19 protein-coding genes and 1 tRNA gene are annotated in these 26674 nt (G+C 68.1%); 17 read left to right on the top strand and 3 right to left on the bottom strand.

All coding sequences use genetic code 11. The features are described 5' to 3' along the window. Positions 1-35: 35 nt before the first annotated feature. Together ACZ60Q_RS09810 and ACZ60Q_RS09805 are read right to left on the bottom strand one after the other, a co-directional pair. Positions 36-446 (bottom strand): NUDIX hydrolase, encoded by a 411-nt coding sequence (locus ACZ60Q_RS09810; RefSeq protein ID WP_469630868.1) that lies wholly within the window; start codon positions 444-446, stop codon positions 36-38. After that, positions 443-1102: an NUDIX hydrolase gene (locus tag ACZ60Q_RS09805; RefSeq protein WP_469630865.1), complete on the bottom strand. Its 660-nt coding sequence runs from the start codon at positions 1100-1102 to the stop codon at positions 443-445. The genes ACZ60Q_RS09810 and ACZ60Q_RS09805 overlap by 4 nt, the downstream gene beginning before the upstream one ends. A 406-nt stretch (positions 1103-1508) precedes the next feature. On the opposite strand from ACZ60Q_RS09805, the gene ACZ60Q_RS09800 reads away from it, so the two are divergent. The 10 genes from ACZ60Q_RS09800 to ACZ60Q_RS09755 all read left to right on the top strand — a co-directional run bounded on the left by ACZ60Q_RS09800 (position 1509) and on the right by ACZ60Q_RS09755 (position 10281). Continuing rightward, a complete protein-coding gene (locus ACZ60Q_RS09800; protein WP_469630862.1) occupies positions 1509-2018 on the top strand; it encodes a nucleoside-diphosphate kinase in 510 nt (169 codons plus the stop codon). 80 nt (positions 2019-2098) lie between these two features. Further along, a complete protein-coding gene (locus ACZ60Q_RS09795) occupies positions 2099-2398 on the top strand; it encodes a hypothetical protein (protein WP_469630860.1) in 300 nt (99 codons plus the stop codon). A gap of 158 nt (positions 2399-2556) precedes the next feature. Then, entirely contained in the window at positions 2557-3141 is a 585-nt protein-coding gene (locus ACZ60Q_RS09790) for a CYTH domain-containing protein (RefSeq protein ID WP_469630857.1), read from the top strand. Positions 3142-3180: 39 nt separating this feature from the next. Further along, positions 3181-3945: a hypothetical protein gene (locus ACZ60Q_RS09785; RefSeq protein ID WP_469630855.1), complete on the top strand. Its 765-nt coding sequence runs from the start codon at positions 3181-3183 to the stop codon at positions 3943-3945. A 2-nt stretch (positions 3946-3947) separates the two neighbouring features. After that, positions 3948-5342, top strand: coding sequence for a hypothetical protein (locus ACZ60Q_RS09780; RefSeq protein WP_469630852.1), 1395 nt, complete (start codon positions 3948-3950; stop codon positions 5340-5342). 63 nt (positions 5343-5405) lie between these two features. Beyond that, complete coding sequence (locus ACZ60Q_RS09775; RefSeq protein ID WP_469631312.1) at positions 5406-6143, top strand: class I SAM-dependent methyltransferase; 738 nt, start codon at positions 5406-5408, stop codon at positions 6141-6143. Positions 6144-6268: 125 nt separating this feature from the next. Continuing rightward, on the top strand, positions 6269-6772 hold the full coding sequence (locus tag ACZ60Q_RS09770; protein WP_469630850.1) for an ATP-binding protein: 504 nt from the start codon (positions 6269-6271) through the stop codon (positions 6770-6772). Positions 6773-7535: 763 nt separating this feature from the next. Then, on the top strand, positions 7536-9140 hold the full coding sequence (locus tag ACZ60Q_RS09765; RefSeq protein ID WP_214960998.1) for an HsdM family class I SAM-dependent methyltransferase: 1605 nt from the start codon (positions 7536-7538) through the stop codon (positions 9138-9140). Between the two features lie 5 nt (positions 9141-9145). Next, positions 9146-10117 (top strand): restriction endonuclease subunit S domain-containing protein, encoded by a 972-nt coding sequence (locus tag ACZ60Q_RS09760; RefSeq protein WP_469630846.1) that lies wholly within the window; start codon positions 9146-9148, stop codon positions 10115-10117. Between the two features lie 90 nt (positions 10118-10207). Next, positions 10208-10281: transfer RNA gene (locus tag ACZ60Q_RS09755), tRNA-Met, on the top strand. 884 nt (positions 10282-11165) lie between these two features. Here the strand turns inward: ACZ60Q_RS09755 and ACZ60Q_RS09750 are convergent. Next, positions 11166-11309, bottom strand: a complete 144-nt coding sequence (locus tag ACZ60Q_RS09750; RefSeq protein WP_469630843.1) for a hypothetical protein — start codon at positions 11307-11309, stop codon at positions 11166-11168. A gap of 342 nt (positions 11310-11651) precedes the next feature. Between ACZ60Q_RS09750 and ACZ60Q_RS09745 the strand changes: the two genes are divergently transcribed. The 7 genes from ACZ60Q_RS09745 to ACZ60Q_RS09715 all read left to right on the top strand — a co-directional run bounded on the left by ACZ60Q_RS09745 (position 11652) and on the right by ACZ60Q_RS09715 (position 26141). After that, the gene (locus tag ACZ60Q_RS09745) at positions 11652-13058 is read left to right on the top strand and encodes a hypothetical protein (RefSeq protein WP_469630840.1); all 1407 of its coding nucleotides are present in this window, start codon (positions 11652-11654) and stop codon (positions 13056-13058) included. 220 nt (positions 13059-13278) lie between these two features. Next, on the top strand, positions 13279-13695 hold the full coding sequence (locus tag ACZ60Q_RS09740; protein ID WP_469630838.1) for a hypothetical protein: 417 nt from the start codon (positions 13279-13281) through the stop codon (positions 13693-13695). Then, positions 13692-17462 (top strand): caspase, EACC1-associated type, encoded by a 3771-nt coding sequence (locus ACZ60Q_RS09735; protein WP_469630835.1) that lies wholly within the window; start codon positions 13692-13694, stop codon positions 17460-17462. Before ACZ60Q_RS09740 ends, ACZ60Q_RS09735 begins: the two co-directional genes overlap by 4 nt. Positions 17463-17597: 135 nt before the next feature. Then, positions 17598-19304 (top strand): TIGR02677 family protein, encoded by a 1707-nt coding sequence (locus ACZ60Q_RS09730; protein ID WP_469630832.1) that lies wholly within the window; start codon positions 17598-17600, stop codon positions 19302-19304. Beyond that, positions 19301-20629: a TIGR02678 family protein gene (locus tag ACZ60Q_RS09725; protein ID WP_469630830.1), complete on the top strand. Its 1329-nt coding sequence runs from the start codon at positions 19301-19303 to the stop codon at positions 20627-20629. The genes ACZ60Q_RS09730 and ACZ60Q_RS09725 overlap by 4 nt, the downstream gene beginning before the upstream one ends. Then, on the top strand, positions 20626-24873 hold the full coding sequence (locus tag ACZ60Q_RS09720; protein WP_469630827.1) for a TIGR02680 family protein: 4248 nt from the start codon (positions 20626-20628) through the stop codon (positions 24871-24873). Before ACZ60Q_RS09725 ends, ACZ60Q_RS09720 begins: the two co-directional genes overlap by 4 nt. Then, the gene (locus ACZ60Q_RS09715) at positions 24870-26141 is read left to right on the top strand and encodes a TIGR02679 family protein (RefSeq protein ID WP_469630824.1); all 1272 of its coding nucleotides are present in this window, start codon (positions 24870-24872) and stop codon (positions 26139-26141) included. Before ACZ60Q_RS09720 ends, ACZ60Q_RS09715 begins: the two co-directional genes overlap by 4 nt. Positions 26142-26674: the final 533 nt, after the last annotated feature.

Raw genomic sequence — 26674 nt, 5'->3', positions numbered from 1 at the left:
TATACGACCAGGTTCCAGGTCCGCACGCCAACCCTTTACAGCAGTGCTGCGTCGAGGTGAGCCTGTACGGGCTCGAACAGCCCGTACGGCACGTACTGCACGATCTCGCCATGGGTCACCCAGGCGAGCTCAGCCAGCTCCTGGGTGTCTGCGACGTAGGCGGTACCGCTCACCACGTCGCAGGCCGTGTACGACATCAGCCGGCCTGTCTTCGGGTGGATCCGGTCGCCGAGCAGCTTGACTGCGGAGACGGTCAGGCCGGTCTCCTCCTGGGTCTCACGCACAGCGGCGCCCTCGCGTGACTCGCCGGGCTCAACCTCGCCAGCAGGGAACTGCCAGGAGAGCTGCCCCTCACTGACCCGACGGCGCACCATGAGGACTCGCCCCTCGTGGACGACGATCGCTGCGGCGATGCCCGGCCGCTCCTCCGCGTTCTGTTGCGTCACGTTTGTTCCTCCAGGACGGCCAGGATGGGTGGGAAGATCGTATCGACGGGGATGAAGCGGGTCACGGCATTTCTGGGGACCCACATGACGTCGATGTTCTCGGCTGCGTCGCTGTTGGTGGCCTCACCGGCGAGGTACTCGCAGAGAAAGTAGTCGCACAGGACTCCGGTCGCGGGGTGAAGCCGGTTGCCCAGGTGCCGCCGGACTGCGCAGTGGACGCCTGTCTCGTCCAAAGTCTCTCGCACGGTAGTGGTCTCCGCCTTGCCTCCCGGCTTGATGACGCCGGCCGGGAACTGCCAAGTGATCCCGGCAGCGTCGTCATCCCGTCGGCACACAAGCAGGACATCGCTGTCGCGGATGACCACCGCGATGGCTACGCGAAGGGCTTGCGCTCCTGTCGGCGCCGATTCAGCCGGAGCCCGCTCCCTCGCCAAGAGAAGCGTGAAGCGCTGCTGCACAGCCGCAGGGGCCTGCTCGTGAGCCGTGTCGAGGAGCTGCTGCATCTCCCTGCGAGGCACGACAGCCGCGTCGGAGTGCCAGGTGGCCACGGTCCTCACGGCGATGCCCAGGTGAGTAGCGAACTGTTCGTTGCCGAGGCGTAGGGCGGACTGCAGCAGACAGGCGTAACGGCCGCTCCAGCGTTCGATCACGTCCACAGACCTGTCCCCTCGTCGCCGCTCCTGTGCAGAAACCCGCGCGCTGAAAGTGCACTCCCACTGCACTGTCACTTCATGGTCGCGCAGCACCAACCCCCGGAAGAATCGGAGTCACCAGGGGCCAAGGAATCACCCACCGAAGACTCAACCTCTGGAAGGCACATACGAGGCGCCAAAGCGCCGGACGACTACGAGGAGATTCTAAGTGCGTACTCCCAGCGGATAAGAGAGACAGGCAAGTTGGCTGGATCCGCCCCTCTCGGACGGCTTGCCGTCAGCTCCTCGCTGACGTTCGCCTGTCCGGGGCATTGCTCGCACGCCCGACCGCCCTGCCAGCGCCGGTAACCTCGTCGGTGGCGGCTGATTGTCCGTCATGTTCGGTTGTCAGTAAGGCGAAAGGGAGTTAATGGTCGAGGACCAGAAACACACTGTCGAGCGCACGCTCGTCCTGCTCAAGCCCGATGCGCTGGCGCGTGGCCTAGCAGGACGGGTCATCACACGATTCGAGGATGCCGCGCTGAAGATCGTCGGCACCAAGATGAAGTGGATGGACGCGGAATTCACTCGGCGCCACTACTTCGACCTTGAAGAGCGGCTCGGCTCAGAGGTCTATGCCGTCACCTCGACGTTCATGCAGCAGGGCCCGGTTATCGCCTTGGTGCTGGAAGGCTTCGATGCCATCGCCACCGTCCGCAAGATCGTCGGCAGCACCTACCCCAACCAGGCTCCGGCCGGCACGGTGCGAGGCGATCTCTCGCACTACAGCGCGGCAGCCAGCACCGCCTCGGGCAAGGCGGTCGCGAACCTCGTGCACGCCTCCGGCAACGCAGAGGAGGCCAAGCAGGAGGTGGAGCTGTGGTTCGACAAGGACGAGCTGCAGGACTACAAGACGCTGGCCGAGATCTACACGTACTAGCAGCGGGTCACGGCGTCACTGCGGGGGCGCCGATGCGTTGATCACCACTGGGGTACGACCGTCTGATTCGAGAGGGCACCATGACCAACCAGACCCGCTTGGCCTCCGCCGACGAGCTTGAGTCGATCTTCCAGCGCGAGCTGGTGACCGACCGGTGGGCGGCTACCGAGACCGCGTACGCCCTGGCTGTGCGCCACCGCGACCTGGGCGACTGGCCCGCGTCGCGTGAGTGGGCCCAGCAGTGCCTGCGTCTCTTGGAGGGCTTCTCCAGCGAGACGGAGGAGCAGGTCGCCACCGGCCGTACGTCGGTGGGAGGCGTTCAGCTGCCGACCTACCTGCACTCGGGAGTCGTCGAGGGACGCTTCGGCACCCTCGGCTGACACCCATAGATACACCGGGGTGATGCGGTCGGCACCCGGATTGGCCGCATCACCCCGCGCACAACCACCAACCCCCATAGCGATCGCCCGACCGGACAGGCCCCCTCGCGGCAGAGTCCGGCTGGCTTCGCCATGCCTGAAACGAGGAGGCAATAGCCGTGGCCGTCGAGATCGAGATGCGCGCCCGCTTCACCAAGGGAGCCCACGACCAGCTCGTCACCCGCCTGCAGGCGGACGGAGAAGATCTGGGCCCCGACGACAAGCACATCTACTTCTACGTGCTCCCCGACCAGCTCCTGAAGGTCACCGACAACACCGCCGCCGGCACCGCGAAGATCACCCTGAAGGGGAGCAAGATCGGGCAGGGCGCGGCCTTCGTGGAGACCGAGTTCGCCATCGCACCCGCCGACGTTCCCGCCGCTGTGAAGGTGCTCAACGCCCTCGGGTTCGAGACAGCGATGCACGAGGCGTTCAACTTCCGTCACAACTTCCGCTTCGACGGCGTTGAGATCGCGGTCAAGTGGAGTGAGGCGTGGGGCTACCACGCCGAGTTCGAGGTTCTGCTGGAGGACGGAGCCTCGGACGCAGCCCGCGCCGAGGCAGAAGCCAAGATCACGGACGTCGCCACGGCGCTCGGGGTGACCTTGATGACGGAACAGGAGCTGGCCGCCTTCACGGCCGCCTTCGAGGCTGCCGAGAAGGAGCGCAAGGAGCGCGAACAGCAGGCCGCGCCGATCCGGTAGGGAACTTCACCGCAGAAACCACCAAGGGGGTGGGCACGAATGAGCACGACCCCGTTGACCGCAAGTCTGATCGACCTGGCTGCCCGAAGGCAGCTCCCACTCCACCAGCACATGGACCACGCCACTATCGCGTGGATCAGCGACAACAGGCCCGACCTTCCACCGACCTCGGCGCCGGTCTTGCGCCGGCAGTCGAAGGAGCTGCTCGCGCACGGCGGACTGCCCACCCGGTGGTGGGCCGACCCTCGCCTGTACACGTCGCTCCACGGTGTCCGGCACGCCATGAGGACGGCGGCGTTCACCGCCGTCCTCGCGGAGGCCAACGGTCTGGACGACGCCGACACCGCCACCGCTATCGTCGCCGCCTTCATGCACGACTGCCAGCGCCGCAACGACAAGGACGACCACGGACACGGCACCCGCGCGGCCATCTGGCTCGCCGCGAACGCCGACACCGTCTGGGGCCACTTCGGCCTCACTGCCACTCCTCGGCGGATCGTCCAGGCGGTCACCGCCGTTCGACTGCACGACGTCCCGTACGAGGCGTTCACCACGGACGACAGGACCGACCACGCCCGGGCCGAGCACATCACTGACGTGGTCAAGGCCGCTGATGCCTTGGATCGCTACCGCCTGCCGAAGCTGAAGTGGTGGCCGAACGCTCGATACGTCCGCGAGCCCGCCTTCGACCAGCTGCGCGGCCTCGCCTTCGACCTGGTCCTAGCCTCGGAGCGGGCCTACCTCGCCGGGGCCAGCGGCACGGCGGCCGTCCGCTACGCGCTCGCCGAAAGGGGCCTGGTCTGACGATGGACTTCCTCGACGCCTACCACCTGTGGGCCGATGCCCACGCCTTCTTCGGCTCCACCCTCATCCCCAGCCGCGCTGACCGCACCGACCCGCTCGCCACCCAGGCCACGGGCTGGGACAGACGGCTCGCCGAAGAGACCCCGAACGGACACCTACTGCGGCAGAACGCCCTCTTCGAGGCCCTGAGCGGAAATGGCAAGCTGCACTTGCTGCACGTCACCCATGCCTTAGAGGAGATCAGCCAGCAGGGAGTGCTCTACCCGTCGGGCGGCTGCCTCGTCGGAAGCATCTATTGTGCGCCGCTCACCGCGACCGACCAGGGCTTCCGCATGCACAACCTGGGCGCCTACGTCCTGACCAAGGAAGCGCCGAACTTCCTGGCCAAGCTCGGCGTCACCGACCGCGTCCCCACCCCGCTGATCTTCGAGATCGACACCCCGCCGCAGGCATACCGTGGGCTCGCCGGAGTGGACTACCTGCGGCTGGGCCTCATCCACCTGCAGATCTACAGCCACCTCGAATACCTCCTGAGCAAGAACGAACGGCACCAGCTGCGCGAGACCGTCGTCAGCCGCGTCAAGAACTCGGCCGCGTTCCTCGCCACGGCTGCCGCCGTCACCTACCAGGGCACCCGGATCGATGCCGAGCCGTTTCTCAAGCTGCTCGACGAGACGATCCCCCGCCTGCCGATCCTCGGCTACCTGTACTTCGAAGCGGTCGCCGAGTACCTGATGCTCCACTCGACTTCCCACCACACCCGGCGTCTGGCCGAGCTCGGCGAGCTGAACAACTGGCTGTACAAAAAGATGCTGTTCGCCTCCTTCCCCGCCATGGCCGGCAAGTTCGACCTCGCAAGGTTTCGTCCCCGCCCGACGGAGCTGGCGGCGCTCCTCCACCGAGTGGACCCGACCATCGACATCAGCCACGCGAACGCTTACCTGGTCGAGCGGATCAGCTACCTCGTCGCTGCCCGCCTCTTCGCACCCGGCGATGCCCCCGAAGCCTGGCACCACACGCGCTGGGAGTTCGACTCCCTGGCCACCCAGCTCGGACCGCTCCTGGGCCACCTCATCCACCGGGAGCTGCGCACCTTCGGCCGCTACCCCGACTTCTACTTCTACTTCGACCAGCACAAAGCGCTGCAAGCCTGGAACTACTGGAACCACATGGACATCGTCGCCCCGTTCAACGGCACGATGCCCAAGGGCGAGATCGGCATCAACCCGGCCTACCCCAACCTCGACTACCGCGTCTGGCGCGCCGAGCAGGACGATGCCGGCCACCTCCACCCGGCCGAAGAGCTCTCGCTGACCATCGCCCCGCGGCTGGTGGACATCAAGTACACCCTGATGCGCAACAACCAGTGGACCGCTCCCGCATCCAGCGTCGCCTGATCATCGCCGCCGCCATCCGCGGCCCATCCCACCCGAGCAACCTCACACGCAGGAGACCCCGTGATGAGTCCCTTCGGCATGCCCTCCGTCGACCTCCTGGGCGAGCAGATCGCCTCCGTTCTCGCCGACCCCGCCACTACCCACGGCCTCGCTCGCGTCCTCCGGGCCGCTGCCAAGGAGATCGAACTCCACCGCTACCACCACGCCAGCCGCCGCGCCTGGCCCAACGGCCTCATCGACGACAAGCCCGCCAAGGTCCAGATCGGCGGCGGAGCTCACCGTATCGAGGGGTTCTTCAACATCGACCTCGTTCCGCCAGCCGACCTCCTCTGGGACGTCCGCGAGGGCATCCCTCTCCAGGACTGCAGCACCGACGAGATCTTCTCCGAGCACTTCCTGGAGCACATCGACTACCCGCGCTCGGCCAAGTCCTACGTCCGTGAGGCCCACCGCGTCCTCGCGCCGGGCGGCCGAATCATCACCGGCGTTCCCGACGCCGCCTTCGCTCTGAACCAGTACCCCGGCCCCCTGGACGTCGCCGACGAGACGATCGAACGCTGGTACGCCAAGCGCGACTGCCGCAGCGACATCAACACGCGACTCGACATCGTCAACCTCGTCTTCCGCGACCAGGATGACGACCCCACGTACACCCCACACCTGTGGGCCTACGACCACGAGAAGCTCGTCCAGCTCTTCAGCGAGGCCGGCTTCACCACCGTCGAGCCCTGGACGTTCGACCCCGCCATGGCTAACCCGAAGCGCCGCTGGGGGAGCGTCTACGTCGTCGCGACGAAGTAACGCCCCGTGCGGCGGCAGCCAGCGAGTCCCGGGCGCCCCTCAACTCCCGTCCGGGACTCGACGGCCTTACATCCGCCATGTCACCCCGCACCCCGTTCGGCCAGGCCGCCGAGGGAGCCACCCATATGAGCCAGGTCCAACCGCCCATCAGCGAACTGACCCTCGCGGCCACGCCCAACGCCGTTTCGTGGGCCCGCCGGCACACCGTCGACGTACTCCAACGCTGGCGCTTCCCAGTCGAAAGCATCGAGGTCGCACGGCTACTCGTCTCCGAACTCACCACCAATGCAATCCAGCACGCATGCTCTGATGCGCCCTTCGTCTCAGCCAGCACCGAACCCGCCCAGCTTGGCACCGTCGTCCTTCGGCTCTGGCCCACGGGCAGCGGCGTCGTGGTTTCGGTCAGCGACAGCGACCCTAGGCCGCCCAGGCCCCGCGCCAGCGATGGCAGCGCCACCGGAGGCCGCGGACTGCTCCTGACCGAAGTTATGTCCAGCCGTTGGGGCTATTTTCATCCCAAGGAACACCAGGGGAAGATCGTCTGGGTCGAAGTGCCCACGCAGCCGAGGGCGGGAATCAGCGAGCCAGGTGCTGGTGGCCCGGAGACCACCCCGCTCATGATGGGGTGAGTCCTGACAGCGCTGCGCGACCTGTAGCCCGACTGTGTCGACCGTGGAGATCACGGCGCAGGGGCGGCTATGGCTCTGATTCCGCGCCGGCCGGGCCGACCAGGTCAATGGTCATAGGACAGGGAGAAAACGGCCGCATATGGAGACCGGAAGCATCGCCGAGAGCACCGGATTGCTGGGGATCTACACAGCCTAGCTATCCGCCTCGTGGCCTACACCGATGGCAGGGTGCCCCAGCAGTACGAGAACACCTACATCGGTCGCCCCGTCGGAGGCGAGCCCACAATCAACGACGCCGCCGACGGCGTCCGCTACTACTTCCAGCCAAGCGACCTGAACCAGCACGACGTCCACCCAGCATGCGCCAGCAGATCGGCAGCTACCTTGCTGGCACCCACCCCTACCTGGGCTGAGCAGCGAATGATGCGCTCACGCATCGAAGTACAGATCGTCCTCACCGAACCACTCCGGCTTGGACCGGTAGCCCCGTCCCTGCGCGTTGACCGCTCTGAACCTGGCAGCGAACGTACGCCGGGGCACGGCGTCCAACCAGTTCGCCCAGGTCCCCTACTCCCGGGCCTCATCTTCAGCCCCGTGGCAACCTGCCACCCACGGGAGACTGACATGCGTAGTGTCAGTGGCAGCCACCGCAACCGCTTGACTACTCGTTGCAGAATTGGAGCAGCGGGCCACCGTCAGTCAGCCATGGGCCTGGTCGCTCAGTGGATACTGCTCCCAAGGCGCGAGGGCTAGAGTTGGGCGCGTGACTGATGATGTTTCCCCCTCCCGCACTCTCGATGGTCCTGAGCACCAGCAGGTTCGCCTCCCAACGATCAAGGGACTCGTTGAGTCGGGGTGGGACTCCGGACAGCTGCGCTGGAAGCCTGAATGGCGCGTACCCCAGTCGCCCCACGATGCCGCGAAGAGGGAAGACGGCAAGTCCTTCGCAGGATGGCCGGTTGATCTTGCGATCTTCGATGATGTACGGCATGCAGGCGACTGGGAGCATCTCCTCGCCATCTGCGAGTTCAAAGCGCCCTCTATCAGTACGGGCATCTCTCAGCTCGAACTTTACCTAGCACGTGAACCCCGCGCCAAGATGGGCTTCTGGACCAATGGTTCAGAAGATGTGCGGGTTTACAAGCTCGCCGACGGAACGTTTCAGAGTTTCCGGAATCATGGACTTCCACAACCGGGCGACGACTTCACTCGGCCGTCTAAGCAACCCCTAAAATTCGGCGACCTGGTAACGCCGAAAAATGGGCAGCTGAGGTCGATCTTTAGCCGCCTACTGGATGTCGTAGTAGCACGCGACAGCCGATCGACTCGATCCGAATCACAGCTTAACGAGCTCTGCAACCTCCTGCTCCTTAAACTGGAATCAGACTCAAACGCCTCGTACGACTCCAGTAAGCCCGTTTCATTTCAGCTCTCACAAGGAGGGGAGAAAGTAACCGCTCAGGTCATGCGGCAGAAATTCTTTGCCCTCCAGAAGATGAGGCCAGAGGTATTCTCTGAATTCAAAACGAGCGACATTGAGCTGGACGATCACACAATCAAAGAGGCGGTTTACGAACTCTCGAACCTGAATCTGCTTGACGTACGCCCCGAAGCGATCTCTTCCGCATTCCAGGTTTTTCGTCGAGCTAATCTGAAAGCGGGGGAAGGGCAGTACTTTACGCCTCAGCGCGTTATCTCGGCAGCGGTCAAAATGATGGACATCCGCCTGGAAGACAAAATCATTGACCCGGCGTGTGGCACTGGAGGCTTCCTCACTGAAGCATTCCTATCCTTGGTAGACAAGCACTCCACGGGCGATTCAGCCGCAGCAGCCCGCACCTGGGCCCATAGGCAAGTCTACGGAGTGGACAAGGACTCGATCAACGTCAAGCTGACGCGGGCAATCATGGTCAGCCTCGGCGATGGGTCCGTCAATGTACACACGGGAGATTCGATAAGGGGGGACCGCTGGGCTAAGGATTATCCGCACCTTGAGCGTCCCCTGAGCGACGAATCCTTCACAGTGGTGCTAACCAACCCCCCCTTCGGTAAAAATCTGAAGGTGAGTAAAACTGACGCCCGCCGAAATGGCTACACCATCGCAGCTGCGGCTAGCAGAAAAGCGGGGGAATATGCCGATCTTGAAATCGGATTGGTTTTTCTGGAGCGCTCATACAGGCTACTGATGCAAGGCGGGCGCCTCGGGATCATTTTGCCCGAGACCTATTTCTTCTCCCCCACGTACAAGTGGCTGCCGGGATGGCTCAATGAGCGTTTCATTCTACGCGGGGTGTTCAATATCCCAATGGAAGCATTCCAGGGCTTCTGTCGAGCCAAGACCAATTTCTACGTATTCGAGAAGAAGTGATGTTTGTGCATAAACCAGCCTGGTTTCGCGATGGTGAAGTCTTTGTTTCTTATGCCCCGACGGTGGGCATCAATAAGGATGGCGAGGAGCTATTCGTAGTTGATGCGGAGACAGGCACGCGGACGGAGGTCATTGACGATCAAATCCATGGCGACTTGGTTGCCCTGATCGACGAATTCGATACCACGGAGACCAGCCGCTGGATCGCCACAGCCGACCTAACTGGTCAGCTTACTGCCGTACCAAACTATTTCGACGAGCGCCCAATGCGCGAGTTCGCTGCGCTCATCGAGTCGCCCGAGATGGCAAACTTTTCGAGCCAGACGATCGGCGAATTGGTGGAGGACGGAACTCTCCTCTCCATGAATGGGCACGGCAGCCCATCGGCAGACTTCAGAACCGGACACATCCCTTATATTAAGGTTTCAGACATCCGGGCCGGCCAGGTAAACATTAATCCGACGAACCGCGTTCCAGAAGTCGTCGCCCACCGATTCTGGAAGGGCGACGACTCGCGAATCCAAGCGTACGACTTGATCACTCCCATCCGGACGAGTAAGAACATTGGCGATTTCGCGGTGATCATGCCTGGCCAGGAGCGGGTTGTCCTGACTAAGGAGGTGCTAGTTCTTCGGGCCTCCGAAGAAGCCCCTTTCGATAACTTCTACCTACTGTGGGCGATGACGTTGAAGGCGGTGCGCCGCCAGTGGGACCGCATTGTCTTTATGCAGACAAACCGCGAAGATGTCGGCCAACGGTATAGGGAAATTCGCATCCCTGTACCTCCTAGCCGGGAAGTAGCGGACAGCGTCTCGAAAGCTTTTCGTGATTATTACATTGGGACTCAGCAGCTACGCGATAGCCTGTTGACTTACCTAGCAAATGACGAGAAGCATCACATTTTCATGTCAAGTGTTGCGGCGACCGTAGAGGGCTCGGAAGACGACGAGGTTGAGGATGACGACGCTGCGGAATAAAGGTGGCTGCCAGTCCGCCTTGCCCGCAACGGCAACTGGGGCTAGCGGTTTGCGCTAGCGAGGGGTGTGCCGTACTGTTGCGCTCACCGACGCGGGGTGGAGCAGCTCGGTAGCTCGCTGGGCTCATAACCCAGAGGTCGCAGGTTCAAATCCTGTCCCCGCTACTCACTGTGGAGGCCCGAAACCATCAGTTTCGGGCCTCCACGTTTGCAATGAGACCAGACACATCTCCCCGTCGGAGCCGAGCCGCTCTACATCAGTGCATACACCGAAATCACCGGAATAGAGACATGCGCTGTACGCCCTTCTATAGCTGACGGCCATGCGGCATTGGTCAACCCGCAGTGCCAAGGAACGACTTGCCAGTGACGACTGCATACGTTCCAGTGCCCTCCTTGGGCCGTCAGGCAGCAGCCTTCCCTGATGCTTGCTGCGCCGGACATCGTCCAGAGCATCTCGCAAACAGGCGGTCGAGGGTCTGACCCAGAACGCTCTGGAGGAGCTCCGCCGGATATCCGCGGAAGGACTCGGCGGACTTCCTCCTGAAGCAGAGGGCCGAGGACGTGCTCCGTCTACTGCAGAGCCGAGCGCGTGTGCGCCCTCCGGGACGCAGAAGAGCGAGGGGCGCCAGAAGCTCCAGATCCATCGGCATCCGTCCGTGCGTCCGACGCGTATCGCGATCACGTGCTGGTCACCAAGCTGATGCACAAGCTCGACGACACACGCTGACCGCATCCCGCTGGGAGCCATCTGGGAGCCGACCCGCTCCTCAAGCCCCTTCAAGGCCAACCGAGACCACCCCACCCCAACGCCCTGACCAGGTAAAACAGCGAATTCACTGGTGGAGATCCCGCCCGACCCTCATTCGGGACGAAGAGGTCGTGGGTTCAAATCCCGCCACCCCGACAGCTGAAGCACCAGGTCAGGGGCCTGATCCACTGAGTGGATCAGGCCCCTGAGTGGTTCCGGGAGTCATTTTTAGGGCGTGTTGTGAGCCGCCTTCAGAATCCGGATCCGGTCCGACCCCTATGGACGCGCCGACTGTGGGTCACGGCCAGAAGCACTCCCCGATCACGATCTGTGGATCAGAGACCCGGTTGGTGAACCAGTAGCGCAGCCAGCCCCTGCCGTGGTCGAAGTAGAGAACTTGCTGCCCACCGGGCCGGGTGGACTGGGCAGGCTCGACACTCATCCCGGTCGGAAGGTCACGATCGGCGTCGATACCCCGGAAGTAGGGATCTTCGGCGGTGACGTGTTCGGCACGGGCAGCGAGGACCGGAGCCCTGGCGGCGTTGGGAAAAGCATCCTGGTCTTCCTCTGCCTGGGAGCTGAGGTGCGTTCTGAGCGATCGCGACGCGGAGTGCTTTCGGTGTCCTGTCCGGCATCGGGGCTACGGCTGTGGAGCCGCTGGGGGCAGTCGTCATGAAGAGCTCTTCCTTCGGCGACCGGTGAGCCAGGGAACCCGTACTCCCCACCGCCATGGCCTGAATCGCATTCTTGTCGTCGGCATCGGGGATTCCTACCGTCCCCTTGCATGGACTCCACGGCCTTCGACGTGATCAGGCGTCTCGGTGACCTTCTGACCGTGCAGGTGAACTCATCGCCGGAACTCATCGCCGGAGTGGGGAAAGCGGCCGATGCCGTCGACCGCGAGCGGGCGAGAAAGAAGACCTCGAACGAAGGTCATGGTCCCCGCAAGCCGGACCTGTGCCAACTACCCCGGGCCGGGCGTGGCCCCCTACGGGTGACTCCGTGGGATGTGCTCGCGACGTTCGCGCGCGGTACGGCCTTGGCCCGGCAAGGACGAGGCAGGGGGCTGGCTGAGCACTGGCAGGGGCTGAAGTACTGCCGCGCCTTCGCCGCCGACCGGCACGGAAGCCTGCGCCTCACCGATGAGGGGAAGGCTCCCGAACTCTCCTATCGGGCCATGCAAGCAAGGGAGCTGGGCCGAGCGTTCGGGCTCGCCGTCGCTGAACGGGCCCTTCGCGAGAGGTATCCGGACCATCTGATCAGCATCGTCGACGCGGAAACCGTCCTGCTTCCCGGCTTCGCGCGAACCAAGCCGGTCGGGACTCTCGGTGCGAGGCCGCGGCCGGACTTCCTGCTGGAGGCATGGCGTCCTGGTGAGGGCTCCCGAATCTTCGCGGTGACCGTGAACGGTAACCACCAAGCTGTGAAGCCGAAGACCTCCGCAAGCTCTCGCACGACATACAGGCAGTTGGCCCGGGGCAGTGAGCGCGTGGAGCGCTTCCATCTGGGGCGGTGGAACGCGACTCCCGCGCTCACGACCTCGACCGAGTTCCTGGCCACCGCCGGTGTGACGGTGTATGTCCTGCACACGGGGGAAGGTGTCGCGCTTCCGGTACGGCCGGCAGCCGGTGCGGATTCGGCCGATACGGCTATCGGCCGCCGGACTCTGCCGTACGTGGACTCCGTGGCCCTCCCCGGGGAACGGGGGGCGGAACGGCACAACGCCTTCTTGATCCCTGAGAAGGAGTTCTCGTGGTTCGGCCGCGTGGTCGCCCGGGCGCACGCCGCCGGGCAGCTCTCCCTGGCCGGCGGCGGTGGGACTGTCGGCCGGTATGTGATCGACGAGCAGGGCCGCAAGCACTTCAGCGAAACCGCCTACGCCGGGACTGCCAGCGTCCACGACGCGAAAGCCTGCTTTGCCGGGGAGCGATACCTCGGAACTGACCAGGTCTTCCGTATCAACGGCACACGGGTCGAGGCGTTTTCCGGCATGGCCGCAGACCTCTACGACCTGCTCGCGAAGGGCAAGGTGGAGGAGTACCGCCGACGGGCGTATGAACGGCGGAATGACTGGCCTGAGCCGGATGACATCGGCGACTGGGGGGCGAGTTCCTTCCGGCCGGACGGCACCGCACTGGCGATAAGGGTGGTGCCGGAGCAGGTGTCGCCCGACGACCGCTCCCAGGGCTGACCCGTACGAAGGGTGTTTGCCGGAGGAGAAGCCGACTCCTGCCGGTCCGTACCGACTTGAGGCAGGCCCAACAGCGGGTCGGACATCTCTCTTCCGACGCTGGACAGGGTGGCCGGATGCCGTCCCTCCAGCTCAGCCTCGGTTGTCCCTGGCGAAGGCCCGCATGTCAGAGTCGCTGGACAGACCCAGCAAGCACATAGGCGAACGCAAGGAGCAGCACATGCGCGACGGGGGATCGCCGTGGACACTCACCGTGCCCACGAGCGGCGACACACTCCGGCAGGAACGCCTCACCCGGGATCTGCACGACACCCTGCGCAGAGCGGACGATCTCGTCGTCGGCTTCCATGACGCCGACGGACCCACCGAACCGGGCCGTAAGGGCACCGGTGTGGGCGAGGTAGCTCTCTGGGCCGCCGCCACCGCCGCCGTCGCCCGCCCGGCGTCCCAGGTCCTGATCACCCTGATCAAGGAGTGGTGCGCCAAGGAGCGGCACCGGAAGGTCGTGGTCACCGTCGGGGACGACTCCGTCGAGATCACCGGGCGTCCGGACGCCGCACAGGAGCGCATGGTCCGGGAGTTCCAGGACCGGGTCGCCGGCGACGACGGTCCCGCGTCGGACGACGGCGCGGCGTGACCCGCCTCCACAGGCGCCGGGCTCTCCTGATCGGCAACGAGCACTACGACGACGGCCGCTTCTCCCCGCTGGCTTCCGTACGGGCGGACGTATGGGGGCTCGCCCAGGTCCTGAAGCATCGCAAGATCGGCAACTTCGTCTCCGTGCGGACCGAATCCGATCTCGCGGCCGATGACATGCGGGCGGTCATCGGGGAGTTCCTTCAGGAGCGCGAGGAGGACGAACTCGCGCTCGTGTACGTCTCCGGGCACGGTGTGCGGACCGTACGTGACGGTGGCGAGTTCCACTTCGTCGGCAAGGACACCGACTACGACCGGGTGGCCGCGACCGGAGTCAGCGCCGGGTTCCTCAACGACGCGCTGGAGGAGTGCGTCGCCCCGCAGAAGATCGTGATGATCGACTGCTGCCGCAGCGGCGGGTTCGCCGTGGGTCTGCGTACGTCGGACCGGCAACCCGACAGCTCCGTGGCCAAGTCCGGCGAGCGGCCCCCGCTGACCAGCAGGGGCGTGTACGTCCTGTCGTCCTCGCGGGCCGGGGAGGACTCGTACGCGGACGCGGGCGGCGGCGATCATGTGAAGCCGTCGGCGTTCACCGGAGAGGTCGTCGAAGCGCTGCGCACGGGGAAGGTCAGCAAGGACGGCGGCAGCGCGGTAACGGTCAGCGACCTGTTCCACCATGTCAACCGGCGTATGCGTGCCCAGGACGGCGGGCGTCAGGTGCCGGTGCAGTCCGCGCTCGGCGTCGACGACCGCATCGTCATCGCGGACAGCCCCTTCGGCCGGGCCCCCGTCCTCGATCCTCTGAGCTCTCGGCCGCGGCCCGTCGCCGGAGAAGTGGCAGAACCGCATGCCGCGAAATCCGCTCACGCGCAGCCCACCTGGACCAACCTCCTGGACTACTACCGCGAGTGCGTCCTGGCCGAGAGCGCCGAGACACCTCTGATGGAGGTGAGCCGCCAGGACACGTCGTACGTATGCCTGGACGGCGCGGAGAGGTTCATCTCCGGCGACGTCGACGACGACGGCTGCGTCGCGCTCCCCGAGGAAGCGGGCCCGCTGGTGGATTCGGCGGCAGAGGAGGATGCCGAGCTCTGGGCGGGCTATCCGGCCGTGGTCCTCACCGGGCCTCGCACCGGACGCCCCTGGCGGCAGCCGAAGTTCGCGCCCCTGCTGGTACGTCGGGTCGAGATCGTTCAGGACGAGGGCGAGGTGCGGCTGAAGCCGTACGGCCCGGTCCAGCCACATCCTCAGCTGGCGCTCGACTGGCTGGGCGAGGACGAGGCGAACCAGCTCATCGACACGTTTCAGCCGTCCTGGCATCGAGGACAGCATGACCGTATGGCGGTGGAGGTACGGAACCTCCTGACGCAGGAGTTCGAGCTGCCGTGCGTACAGGAGCTCCGCCCCGACCAGCTCGCCGACCGCATCGACGTCCGCACACCCGGCCACGGTGCCCGAAACACCGCGGTCCTGTTCGCGGCGCGCCCCCGGACGGGCTTCACGAAGAACCTCCTCAAAGACATCGACGGCATCGCCGAGCGGACGGACCGGATCGGGAGGACCGCCCTCGGGGCCCTCGCGCCCGACGCCTCGCAGCGTGCCCGGTCCCTCACCCACACGGACCCCGAACCCGTGCGCCTCGTGACACCGCTGCCCTGCAACGAGGCCCAGAGCGCGGTTCTCCGGTCCGCCATGACCCACCGCCTCACCGTGGCCACCGGCCCGCCCGGCACCGGAAAGAGCCAGCTGGTCGCCAATCTCGTGGCCACGGCGATCGCGGCGGGTCAGACCGTACTGGTCGCGTCCACCAACAACGATGCCGTGGACGAGGTATGGCGCCGCTGCGACGAGCTGATGCCCGGCAGCGTCGTCCGCACCGGTTCGGCGCGGAAGAAGAACGGCACGAGCAACGCGGAGCACGAGGCCGCCGCGCTGCACGCGCTGCGTACCGGCCCGGAGCCGTCCACCACCGTGGCCACGGCGTTCATGGCCACCACGCTGGCCGCCGAACGTCTGGCAGAGGTACGGCAGGGTCTGGCCCACGTCGCGGAGAGCGAGCTGCGGCTTCGCCGCGCGGGCGAAGTCCGCGCCCACCACGCGGAACAGCTCGGTATCACCGTCCCCGATCTCCGTGACCTGCTCGGTGGTCCGCCCCGGCCGAGGGAGCTGGAGGACAAGGCACGCCGTCTCTCCCGCGCGCGGTTCCTCGGATCGTGGCGCCGGGCCCGTTTCCTGCGCGAGGCCGGTCTGGAGGGGTACGCCGGTGATCCCGCCGCGGGCTGCCTCGCGCTCGCCGGCTTCGCCTCGGCCGAGGCGGATTGGCGTGACGGGCGTGAGCACGCGGCCGCCGTTGACGACACAGCGCTCACGCGTGCCCTCCGCGATGCGGAGAGCACCGTCCAGGACGCTTCACGCACGCTCCTCGCCGCCAAGGTCCGAGCCGCCGCATGGGCCGGACGCCACCGCATTCTGGACCTGTTGGCGGCTCGGGACGGCAAGCACAGCGACTGGCCGCAGATGCGGAGGGTTCTGGGTTGCTCGGACGGCTCCACGGATGTGCCCGCGGTGGCCGGATGGGCCGTCACCAGTCTTTCGGCCCGGCGGTTCCCGCTGGGCCCGGCCCTGTTCGATCTCGTCGTCGTCGACGAGGCCAGCCAGTGCGCCATCCCGCACGTCCTGCCGCTGCTGTTCCGCGCGCGACGCGCCCTGGTCATCGGCGACCCCATGCAGCTCACGCACATCACGCAGACCAGCCCGCACCGCGAGGCTCTCATCCGGCGCGGGAACGAGCTGCGGTCCGACTGGCTGGAGAAGCACCACCTCGCCTACCGGCGCCACTCCGCCTTCCACGCGGCCCAACAGTCCGCGGGCGGCACACTCCTTCTCGACGAGCACTTCCGTTGTCATCCGCACATCGCCGGGATCTCCAACGAACTCTTCTACGACGGTGGGCTGACCGTTCTCACCGACACCCGTGGCCGTCCCGCTCTGGCCCGCCGCCCCGCCGTCATCTGGACGGATGTGACCGGGCGGGCCGCCCACCCTCCGTTCGGTGGTTCCTGGGTCAACGAGGACGAGATCCGCAAAGTGCACGACAGCGTCCGCTATCTGCTGGAACAGCTCCCGCCCGAGGCCACCGTCGGTGTCGTCACGCCCTTCGCGCCCCAGGCCGAAGCGCTGAGGAAGCGGCTGGGACCGTATGACGAGGAACGTCTGCGCATCGGCACGGTGCACACCTTCCAGGGCGGCGAGCGCGACGTCATGGTGTTCTCCCTCGTCGCCGGCGAAGGCATGCATCCCGGCGCCGTCGGGTGGGTCGGTGGACAGCTGAACCTGTGGAACGTCGCCGTCACCCGGGCACGCGGTCACCTCGTCGTGGTGGGGGACAAGGAGTTCTGGCGCAAGCGGGGAGGCGTGGGCGCCGCGCTGCTGGAGGTTTCGGAGCGGGACGGCGCGGCCCCGGGTGGCGGAGACGAGGACGTACTGCTCAAACGCCTGTACCGGACCCTCTCCCTCGCGGAGGGAGCCACGGTCACGCTGGGCGAGACCGTTCACGGGCATCCCGCGGACGCCGTGGTGCGTGGCGTCGGCGGTGCGGCTCCCCGAGCCGTACTTCTCGATCGAGGAGTGGAGGAGGACGGCGACGCGGCACGCCACCTCCGGCTCATGCTGCACCGCCGGAACCTGCTGGGCCGTGGTGACGGCGAAACCGAAGCGGCGCGTTGGCCGGCCTGGCGGCTGTACGACACCGACGAGCGACGGGGGTGACGTTCCGGCCCCGGCGAAGGCGACCGGCTCCGTCGCCCCGCCTTCATCCCGCCCGGGGTCGATGCGCCGGTTACCGGGAGACCAGTTCCGGCCACCCCACAGCGCCTGTCGGACCCCCCACGTAACCTCGCAGACATGGAGGAACCCGCACCCGGCACACCACCGGAAACCGGCGACGCGCCTTCGGCCCCTGACGCCGAGGAGACCCGCCGCCGGCTGAACGCGTACACGTACCTCAGCGCGCCGGAGCGGCTGGAGTACCTCGCGATCATGCGGGTCTTCTGCGGCACGCTCCTGGCTGACCTGGCCGTCCCGGACGTGATGGCGAAGTTGCGCGAGGGCGGCGGGCCCGCCGCCGGACTCGACGCCGACCCGCTGACGGCGCGGCTGGAGCAGCTGGCGAAGTGGGGGAACCTGCTGCGCGGCAGCCACACGGTGAGGGCGACCAGCATCACCGAGTACCAGCGTTCGCGGGCCCGTTACCAGCTGTCGCGGCTGGGCGAGCGCGTCCAGCGGGACGCCGACGGGGTGCTGGCCGAGGCCGACGCCGCCCGCGAGGTGAGCAACGAACTGCTGGCCCTGGTCGAGCGCGGGCTGCGGGAGCTGGCCGGGCTGGTCGCCGGGCCGGGCGGCGTCGCCCCGCAGGACGGGCTGGAGCGGGTCAGCACACTGTTCGTGCAGTTCGCCGGGTTCGCCGACTCCGTCCGGGACTTCTACGCCTATCTCGGCCAGGTGCTCGCCCGGTACGACCTGGACAGCGGCGAGTACCAGGGCTTCAAGGAACTCCTTCTGGACTACGTCGAGGCCATCACCGAGGACGTGTCCTTCCGCGCGCCCCGCATCTCAGCGGCCCTGGAAGTCCTGTGGCCGCACCTCCCGGGCCTGCTGGACCGGCTGGACGCCCACGCCCAGGGGCTCGCCGGGCTGCCGGCGCAGAGCGAGGGCCGCCCGGAGTCCCGCGTCCAGCGCAGCCGGGGGCGCGAGCTCGCGGACTGGGAGGGGTTGCGGGGCTGGTTCCGGGACACCGACGGGCAGGGCAGCCAGGTCGACCAGCTGCGCGACGCCACCCTGCGGGCCCTTCAGTCGCTGCTGGCCAACGCCAAGCGGATGCTGCGTTCGGCCACCGGCGAGATGTCGCGGCGCCGGGACCTGTTGCGGCTGGCCCGGTGGTTCGACGAGGCCGCGCCGCAGGACGCGCACGACATCGCCGTCGCCGCCTTCGGCCTGTACGGCGCCCGCCACCTGGGCATACCGCCCGTCGCCGACGAGGTGGTGCCCGCCTACACCAGCTGGTGGAGCGGCCCGGTGGTCGAGGTGCCGGTCGCGCTGCGCGAGAGGGGCAGCCGCGCCCAGCGAGGCCGGACGGCGTCGGTGGAGGACCATTCCGTGCAGAAGGAACGGCTGCGGGAGGCGGCGCGTCAGCGGGGAGCGGACCGAAGCGCCGCGGCGGACGAGCTGTGCAGCGCGTCCGCCCGATTCGACGGCGTACGGCTCACTTCGGCGGCGCTCGGCCTGCTCCTGGAGCTGCTGGCCACGGCGCTCGGGAACGCGCAGCTCAGACGGCGCGCGGAGGCGGACGGGCGGGAGGAGCCGGGCTTCGGGCTGGACACGGCGTGGAGCGAGGACGCCGATCTGGGCATCCGGCTCACCGTGCACCGTACGGCGGGAACGCGCACGCTTCTCCGCTCGGCCGACGGGGATCTGTTGCTGGACGACCTGGAGCTGGTGGTCCACAGGACGGCCGACACGGCGGGCAAAGCGGAGCCGACCGGGAGCGAGGCGCTTCCCACGCAGCCACGCGGTGTGCCCGCCGACGGTAGGGGGGAGGTGAGCGTGTCATGACGCTCCCCTCCGCCCACGACGTGGCTCTGGCCACCGAACGCCGCACCGCGGCAAGGCTGTTGCTCGCCCACCCGCTGGTCACATCGGACGGCCCGCACGCCGACCTCTTTCCGCTGGTCCGCAGGCACGCCGACTGGCTGGGCGGCCGGTTCCAGCAAGTGCTCGGCTACCGTCTCCTGGTCGACAGCTCCTACGCCCGGCTGTTCAAGGCCGGGCTCGGAGCCCGGTCGGGGCACCGGCTCGTACGGTCCACCGGTACCCCCTTCACCCCGCACACCTACGCCTGTCTGGCACTGGCCCTCTCCGTGCTGGTCACCGCGCCGGAGCAGTTGCTGTTGTCCCAGCTCGTCGCCGACATCCGGGCCTCGGCGGCCGACGCGGACGTCGAGCTGGAGGAGACCGGACGGGCGGCCGGGAAGCGGACGCTGGTCGCGGCTCTGCGGCAGCTCGTCCAGTGGGGCGTCCTGATCGAGACCCACGGCCACGTGGGCGTCATCGCCCAGGAGGCCGACGGAGAGGCGCTGATCACGGTCGACCGGGAGCTCGCCCGCGTCATCGTGGCCGGACCGCTCGCCCAGTCGCGGGACGGCGCCGACCTGGTCCGGCAGGCGGCGGACCCGGGATTCGGAGGGCCGCGCACCTATGTGCGCCGGATGCTCGTCGAGACCCCTGTCGTCCACCTCGACGAACTGACCGACACCGAACGCGACTGGCTCCGCACCCGCCAGCGCCGGGAGGCCCAGGCGTTCCTCGAACTCCTCGGCCTGGAGACGGAGATCCGCGCCGAGGGAGTGGCCCTGGTCGACCCCGAGGAGGAGCTGACCGATCTCCACCTGCCCGGGACGGGGACCGTAGCCCAGGCCGCGTTGCTGCTGGTGGAACGGCTGGTGGAGCGGCTCCGCCCGGCGGAGCCCGGACACCCCGCGACCGGTGGGGTTCTCGTCGTCGGGGTCGCCGTTCCGGACGGTGTGGTGGATGGGCTTCTGGCCGAGCTGGTCGCGGAGTACGGGCGGCGCGGTAACTGGCAGCGCGGTTACCTCGAGGACCCCGATGCCCTGCGTGAAGCCGTGCTGGACCTGCTCTCCCGTATGCGCTTGATCGCCCCTGCCGACCCGCTGCGATCCGAGGGGGCGGGGCTGCCGGAGGAGTACGCCGACGAGCTGCCGGAGGGACGCCAGGTCACCGACGTCCGTGCGGCCAGGCCCAGCGGCGGCGAGGGCTGGGTCCTGCTCGCCCCAGCGGCCCGCTACGCCACCCGGGTCACCGTGCGGGCGACCGGCGGGCGGCACGAACCCACCGACACCCAGCAGGAGTTGCCGCTATGACCGCCGATGCCCGTGGTCTTGTTCCGCTTCCGCGTTCAGGTCACACACCGACGGCGAGCACCCGCTTCCGGCTGCACCGCGCGGGCATCCAGAACGTCTGGCAGTACGACGAGCAGGAGTTCGCCTTCGGTGACGGGCGGCTGCTGCTGCGCGGCAAGAACGGGGCAGGCAAGTCCAAGGCCCTGGAGATGCTGCTCCCGTACCTCCTGGACGGCGACTCCCGGGCCCTCGATGCCACCGGCACCGGGCGGACGACGCTCGCCTGGCTGATGCTGGACGGCTTCGAGCAGACCAACCGGCTCGGCTATCTGTGGGTGGAGTTCCGAGGGACGGACGAGGCCGGCGACCACCGCTGTCTGACGCTCGGCGCCGCTGTCCGTGCCTCGAAGTCGGCGCAGAAGGCGGTGCCGGTCTTCTTCGTCACCCCGCTGCGCGTCGGCGAGGACCTGCACCTGGTCGAGGCGGGCAAACCCCTCGCCGTCGACCGGCTCAAGGAGATCGTCGGCTCCGGCAACACGACGGACCGAGCGGTGGAGCACCGTGCCCGCGTGGCCCGCGACCTCTTCGGGATCACGGACGCGACGCGCTACCGCAACCTCACCCAGCTCCTGCACCGACTGCGGCGGCCCACGGTCGGGGACCGTATCGAGCACGGCGGTCTGGCCGTCCTGCTGAGTGAGACCCTGCCCGGACTCGACGAGGACGTGGTGGAGAAGGTGGCGCGCAACCTCCACGATCTGGACACCGTGCGCGCCGAACTGGGGCGCCTGGAACGTACCGACGCGGCCTTGCGCACCTTCCTCGCCGACTACCGCCACTACCTCGCCGGGGTCCTGCGCTCCTCGGCCCGGGGCGTGGGCCGGGAGCTGGACACTCTCTCCGAGCGCCGCCGGAACGCCGGGGACGCCGCGCGGCACACGAGCGTCCTGAACGAGCGCGAGAAGGAATCGGAGGAGGGGCTGAGGACCCTCCGCGAGGAGGAGGAGTCCGCCCGGACGGAGCTCGCCGCACTGCACGACAGCCACGCCTACCGCGGCCTGCGCGAGCTGTCGGAGCGCCGCAGCACGGTGGAGGCCCTGCACACCACGGCCATGACCGCCTTCGCCGCGTTGCGCGGCGCGCACGAGGCGGAGGAGAGCGCGGCCGAACGGCTGGACGAGGGCGGCGAGGAGTTGGGCACCCGACTCACCGAACTGGCCACGGAGCACCGGGAACTGCTGGTCCAGGCGGAGCGTGCGGCACTTCCCGCCGCGCATCTTGGCGAGGCTCTCGCTCTGCCGCGCACCGTCCGTTCCTCGTCGGCGCAGACGGAGCTGACCAGCCCGGACGGGGAACAGCAGACCGTACGGCACCGACCGGTGATGCGGGTGGACACGGCGACGACGGAGGCCGGACTGCGGTCCTGGCAGGAGCAGCTGGGAGCCGCCGAGACCGTCGTACGGAACCGGCAGCGGAGGGTCCAGGAGGTAGTCCGGCTCTCCACACGGGCCGACGAGGCACGTAGTGGCGCGGTGCGGGCCGACGAGGCGCGGGAACGGCTGGAGGGCGAGGCGGAGGAAGCCGCCGACCGTCGCGAGGTCAGCCGCCAGAAGGTCGTGGAGGAGAGCCGGGGGTACGCCGACGAGGTCGCCGTGTGGGTGCGGGAGACACGGACCGCGGCAGGCGCCGAGTGCCCGTCGCTGGATGCCGTCCTCGCGGAAGTGGCCTGCACGGCCGACCCCGACACGCCGTTCTCCGACCGCACCCTCCCGGCCGGTGCGGACACCCACGCACGGCAGACGGCGCACACGGCCCTGGAGCCCTACGCGGACGCCCTCACCCGGCGCCGCGACAGCATGGCTCTCGGCGTCGGCCGGCTCGGCGAGGAGATCGACCGCCTGACCGAGGAGAAACGGGCCTGGGAACGCCGTACGGACCCTGAGCCTCCTGCCCCGTACCACCGCGGCGCGGCAAGGAACCCGGCCGACGGCACGCCCTTCTACCGGTTGGTGGACTTCGCCGAGCACCTGGCCGCCGCCGAACGGGCCGGTCTGGAGGCGGCACTGGAGGCAAGCGGGATCCTCGACGCGTGGGTCGGCACGGGCGGTGCCCTTATCGACCCGCTCACCGGAGACACCCTTCTCCACGGGGCCCCGGCCCACGAACCGCAGCCAGTGGCAGGGACCCTCGCCTCAGCCCTCCGCCCGGCCGCGCGGCCGGAGAGCGGCATCACATCCGAGCAGGTGGAGCACCTGCTGTCAGCCATCGTGCTCGCACCGGCCGCGGGGACGACGGCCGCGAGTGCGGTCCACTTCGACGGTAGCTGGCGGCTGGGAGCCCTCCGAGGGCAGCACCACAAGAGCGCCGCCGAGTACGTGGGCGCAGCGGTGCGGGCCGAGACCCGGCGACGCGCACTGGCCGAGCTGGAGGACCGGCTCGGGCAGACGGAACGGCGGTCGGCCGAGGCCCGTACCGAGCTCGCCGCAGCCGATTCCCGGCGACGGGCCCTCGCGCGAGCGGAACGCGACTTCCCTCGGGCGCAGCGGCTCTCCGACGCCTGGAACACGCATGCTTCGCAGGAGAGGACGGCACGAACACTCTCCGCCAAGGCGACCGATGCGGCGCGCCGGGCGGAGGAGGCCCGCGCTCTGGCCGTCTCGACGCGCTCCGAGGCGGACGCCACCGCGACCGCCCACGACCTGCCCACCGACGCCGTCGCACTGGACCGTGTACGCACCGCGCTGGCCTCGCTGATCACCGGCGTCGGTCACCTGCGCAGGGCGGTCTCCGGTACGGTCGCCCGGCTCGGCGGAAGCCAGGCGGACGACCGGCGGTACGCGGGGGCCCGCGAGAAGCGCACGGAAGCGGAAGAGGGCTACCGGCTTCGACAGCGGCAACTGCTCACCGCGCGGGGGGACCTCCGGACCCGGGAGACCGCCGTCGGATCGTCCGAGGAGAGGATCCTCGCCGCCGAACAGGCGGCCAAGGACCGTATCGCGAACGCCGTGGGGGCCATCCCGGCGAGAGAGCGCGACCACAACGGACTGCGCGACCAACGTGTGCGGGCGGAGGAGAAGGAGGAACGCCTACGCGAGGAACTGGCGGATCAGGAAACAGCCGTGATCGAGACCGGCCGTGCTCTGCGCGGTGCTCTCAGCCGTCCGGAAGTCGTCATCGGAGCGGGACTGGACCGTTCGTCCCTCCCCCGTGAGCTGCCGGACGACCCGGGTTCCGACGCACGCGACCGCCTGCGCGCACTGCGCGCACTGGCGGATGCGGTGGACCGGAGTCTCGGTCGTCACCGGGAAGAGGTGTCCGACGGCCTTCTCCTGAGACGACACACGACGCTGCGCGACCAACTGGCGGGCGGCTACGACGCGCAGCTCGACGAACACGACGGCATCAAGGTGTGCCGCCTGCTCGACGACCACGGTTCGCACGATGTCGCGGTCGTGGGCGAGCGGATCGCCGTGGAGGCCGCGGAGGCACGGGGAAGGCTCACCGACCGCGAGAGCGAGGTGTTCCAGCGCTTCCTGACCGGCGAGCTCGGCGACCACCTCTCCGCGCAGGTGATCACGGCGGCCAACCTGGTCGCGGCCCTCAACGCCACGCTGAAGACCGTACGGACCTCGCACGGCCTCGGCGTGGAACTCCTCTGGAAGCTCGACGATGACGCCGACGCCGACGTGCGGGTGGCCGTCGAACTGCTGCGCAGCCCGTCGAGCCTCCGGACGCGCGAGCAGACCGAGCAGCTCCGCGACGTACTGCAACGCCGTATCGAGGATGCCCGCCGCACCGATCCGTCGGCCGGCTACACCGCGCACCTGCGCACCGCGCTGGACTACCGCTCCTGGTTCACCTTCCACACCTTCGTGGTCGAGGACGCCGCCCCCGGGCGCAGAAGGAAACTGACCGGCCGCACCGGCCTGAGCCAGGGAGAGCAGCGCGTGCTCTCGTACCTCGTGCTCTTCGCCGCCGCTGCCGCCCACTTCACCAGCCTCGCCGACTCGGCTCCGCACGCGCCGCGGCTGATCCTCCTGGACGACGCCTTCGCCAAGGTCGACGAGCCCACGCACGGGCGCCTGGGCCGCATCCTGGTCGATCTGGACCTCGACTTCGTTCTCACGAGCGAACGCCTGATGGGCAATTGGGCCGAGGTGCCCTCCCTGCACATCTACGAGTGCCTGCGCGACCCTCATGTACGCGGAGTGGCCACGTTGCACTACACGTGGAACGGTCGCCACCGACGACTGGCATCGATATGAGCGCCCTTCCGCCCGCCACGCGCGACTGGCTGGCGGGTCCCGCTCTCGCGCGGCTCTGGAGCGGCGCGCGTAAACGCCTGGAGAGCAACGGGGTGCGGTCCACCGGCTCCCTCCGGCTGACAGCGGTGAGCGCCCGGGAACGGACCGACCTGTCGCTCCTGCTGGGCAGGCCCCTCACGGGTACGGCTGTGACCGTGCGGCTCGACGTGCTCGACGAGCGCCTGCGGGCCTCGGCCGCGGGGCTCGGGCTCAGGCAGGTCCTGGCGGAACTCGGCCCTCCGCTCACCGATCGCCGTGCGGCCCGCGAGGAGAACGCGGCAGAGCGGCAGCGTGTCTGGGCCGCGCTCGCCTCATCCCTCGACGCGTCGCCGTTGGCCGGGCTGGAGTGGACGAAGCAGTGGTCGGATGTGCTGCGACGCACCGGCATGCCGAAGGGCCTGGCACCGGAGGCGGCAGTACGGACGCTTCGGCAGGCGGTCCAGGTACTCGGCGTACTGCTCGACCCGAAACGTACTGACACACGGGGCCGCGGCGAGCTGGCCGCGTCGGCGACGGGTTCGGCGCACGGTCTGGACGACGGCACCTGGCTCGCCCGCCTCGTCCAGCGCGGCATCGTCCTGGCCCACGGCACGGACGTTCCCGGCGACGCGGCGGGCCGGCGGGCCCTGTGGCGGCTGGTCTCGGTCACCCCGGACGAGGTCTCCAGCACCGTACTGACGTACGGCCTCCGGCCCCTCGGCGAGGACTGGCGTGCGAGGTCGCTGCGGGAGCGGGCCGACCACTGTGCGGAGACCCACCTGACATCCCGGGACCTGCTCGACATGCGGCTTCGGCTGCCCGCCGGAACCGTCGTCCACATCTGTGAGAACCCACGTGTGGTGGAGGCCGCAGCGGACTGGGGCTGTTCGCGGCCCCTGGTCTGCACCTCCGGCAGCGCCGCGACGGTTGTCCTCACCCTTCTCGACGCCCTTGCCTCCACCGGCTGCCGTTTCGCCTACCACGGCGACTTCGACTGGCCGGGCATCGCTCTGGCGAACCGGATCATGCGCCGTTACGCGGCCCGGCCATGGCGGATGGGCGCCGACGACTACGAGCACCTGGCCACTCGCAGCCGGGCCGGGGGAATTCCTCAACTGCCGCTGGCCGGTCAGCCCGTCGGCGCGATGTGGGACTCGGGCCTCGCCCCTGCCATGGCAGCGCTCGGGGTGGCGCTCCATGAGGAGGCGACGCTCGACCTGCTGGTGGACGATCTGTCGGGTGCCCCGTGAGCGGGGCGGAGCGACCGGGACCGGTCCGGTCCCGGTCGCGTCGCCGATTCCTGGCAGCATCCGAGCACCGCACCCCGCACTGACTCGTCCTTATCGACCGGCGCCGCGGCCCTCTCGGTCCGCGGGGATGTCGCGGAGCCGTTCACCCTCACCGTCAGCGCGATCACCAGCATCTGGACCGGCGTCTGCGGCGCCTTCACGGCCTGACACGGACCGGCGCCCGCTCGCCCGCCCGGCGGCTCCACCATCACCATCACCATCCCCCGTACGGATGAAACAGCCGGTGCGCCGCAGGCCCTACAGGGCCCTTCCGCACCGCGAATCGCCGCCCATCCGACCCCTCCGAGACGCACAGAACTTCCTCGAACTTGCTTCTTCCGGCACGGAGTTGAGGGTTTATCTACGCGCGGAGCATGGCTCACCGAACGATCATTCGGGCATATCAGACGACTTCTCACGCGGGCATTACCGGCGGGTACCGCGAGCTGCTAGAAACTGCATCGCTCCCCCAACCCCCCGCTTGTCCCCCCACA

The sequence above is a fragment of the Streptomyces sp. NPDC104313 genome, from assembly GCF_055583985.1.
The sequence above is the reverse complement of the archived record's forward strand: the minus strand, read 5'-3'. Positions and strand labels throughout refer to the sequence as shown.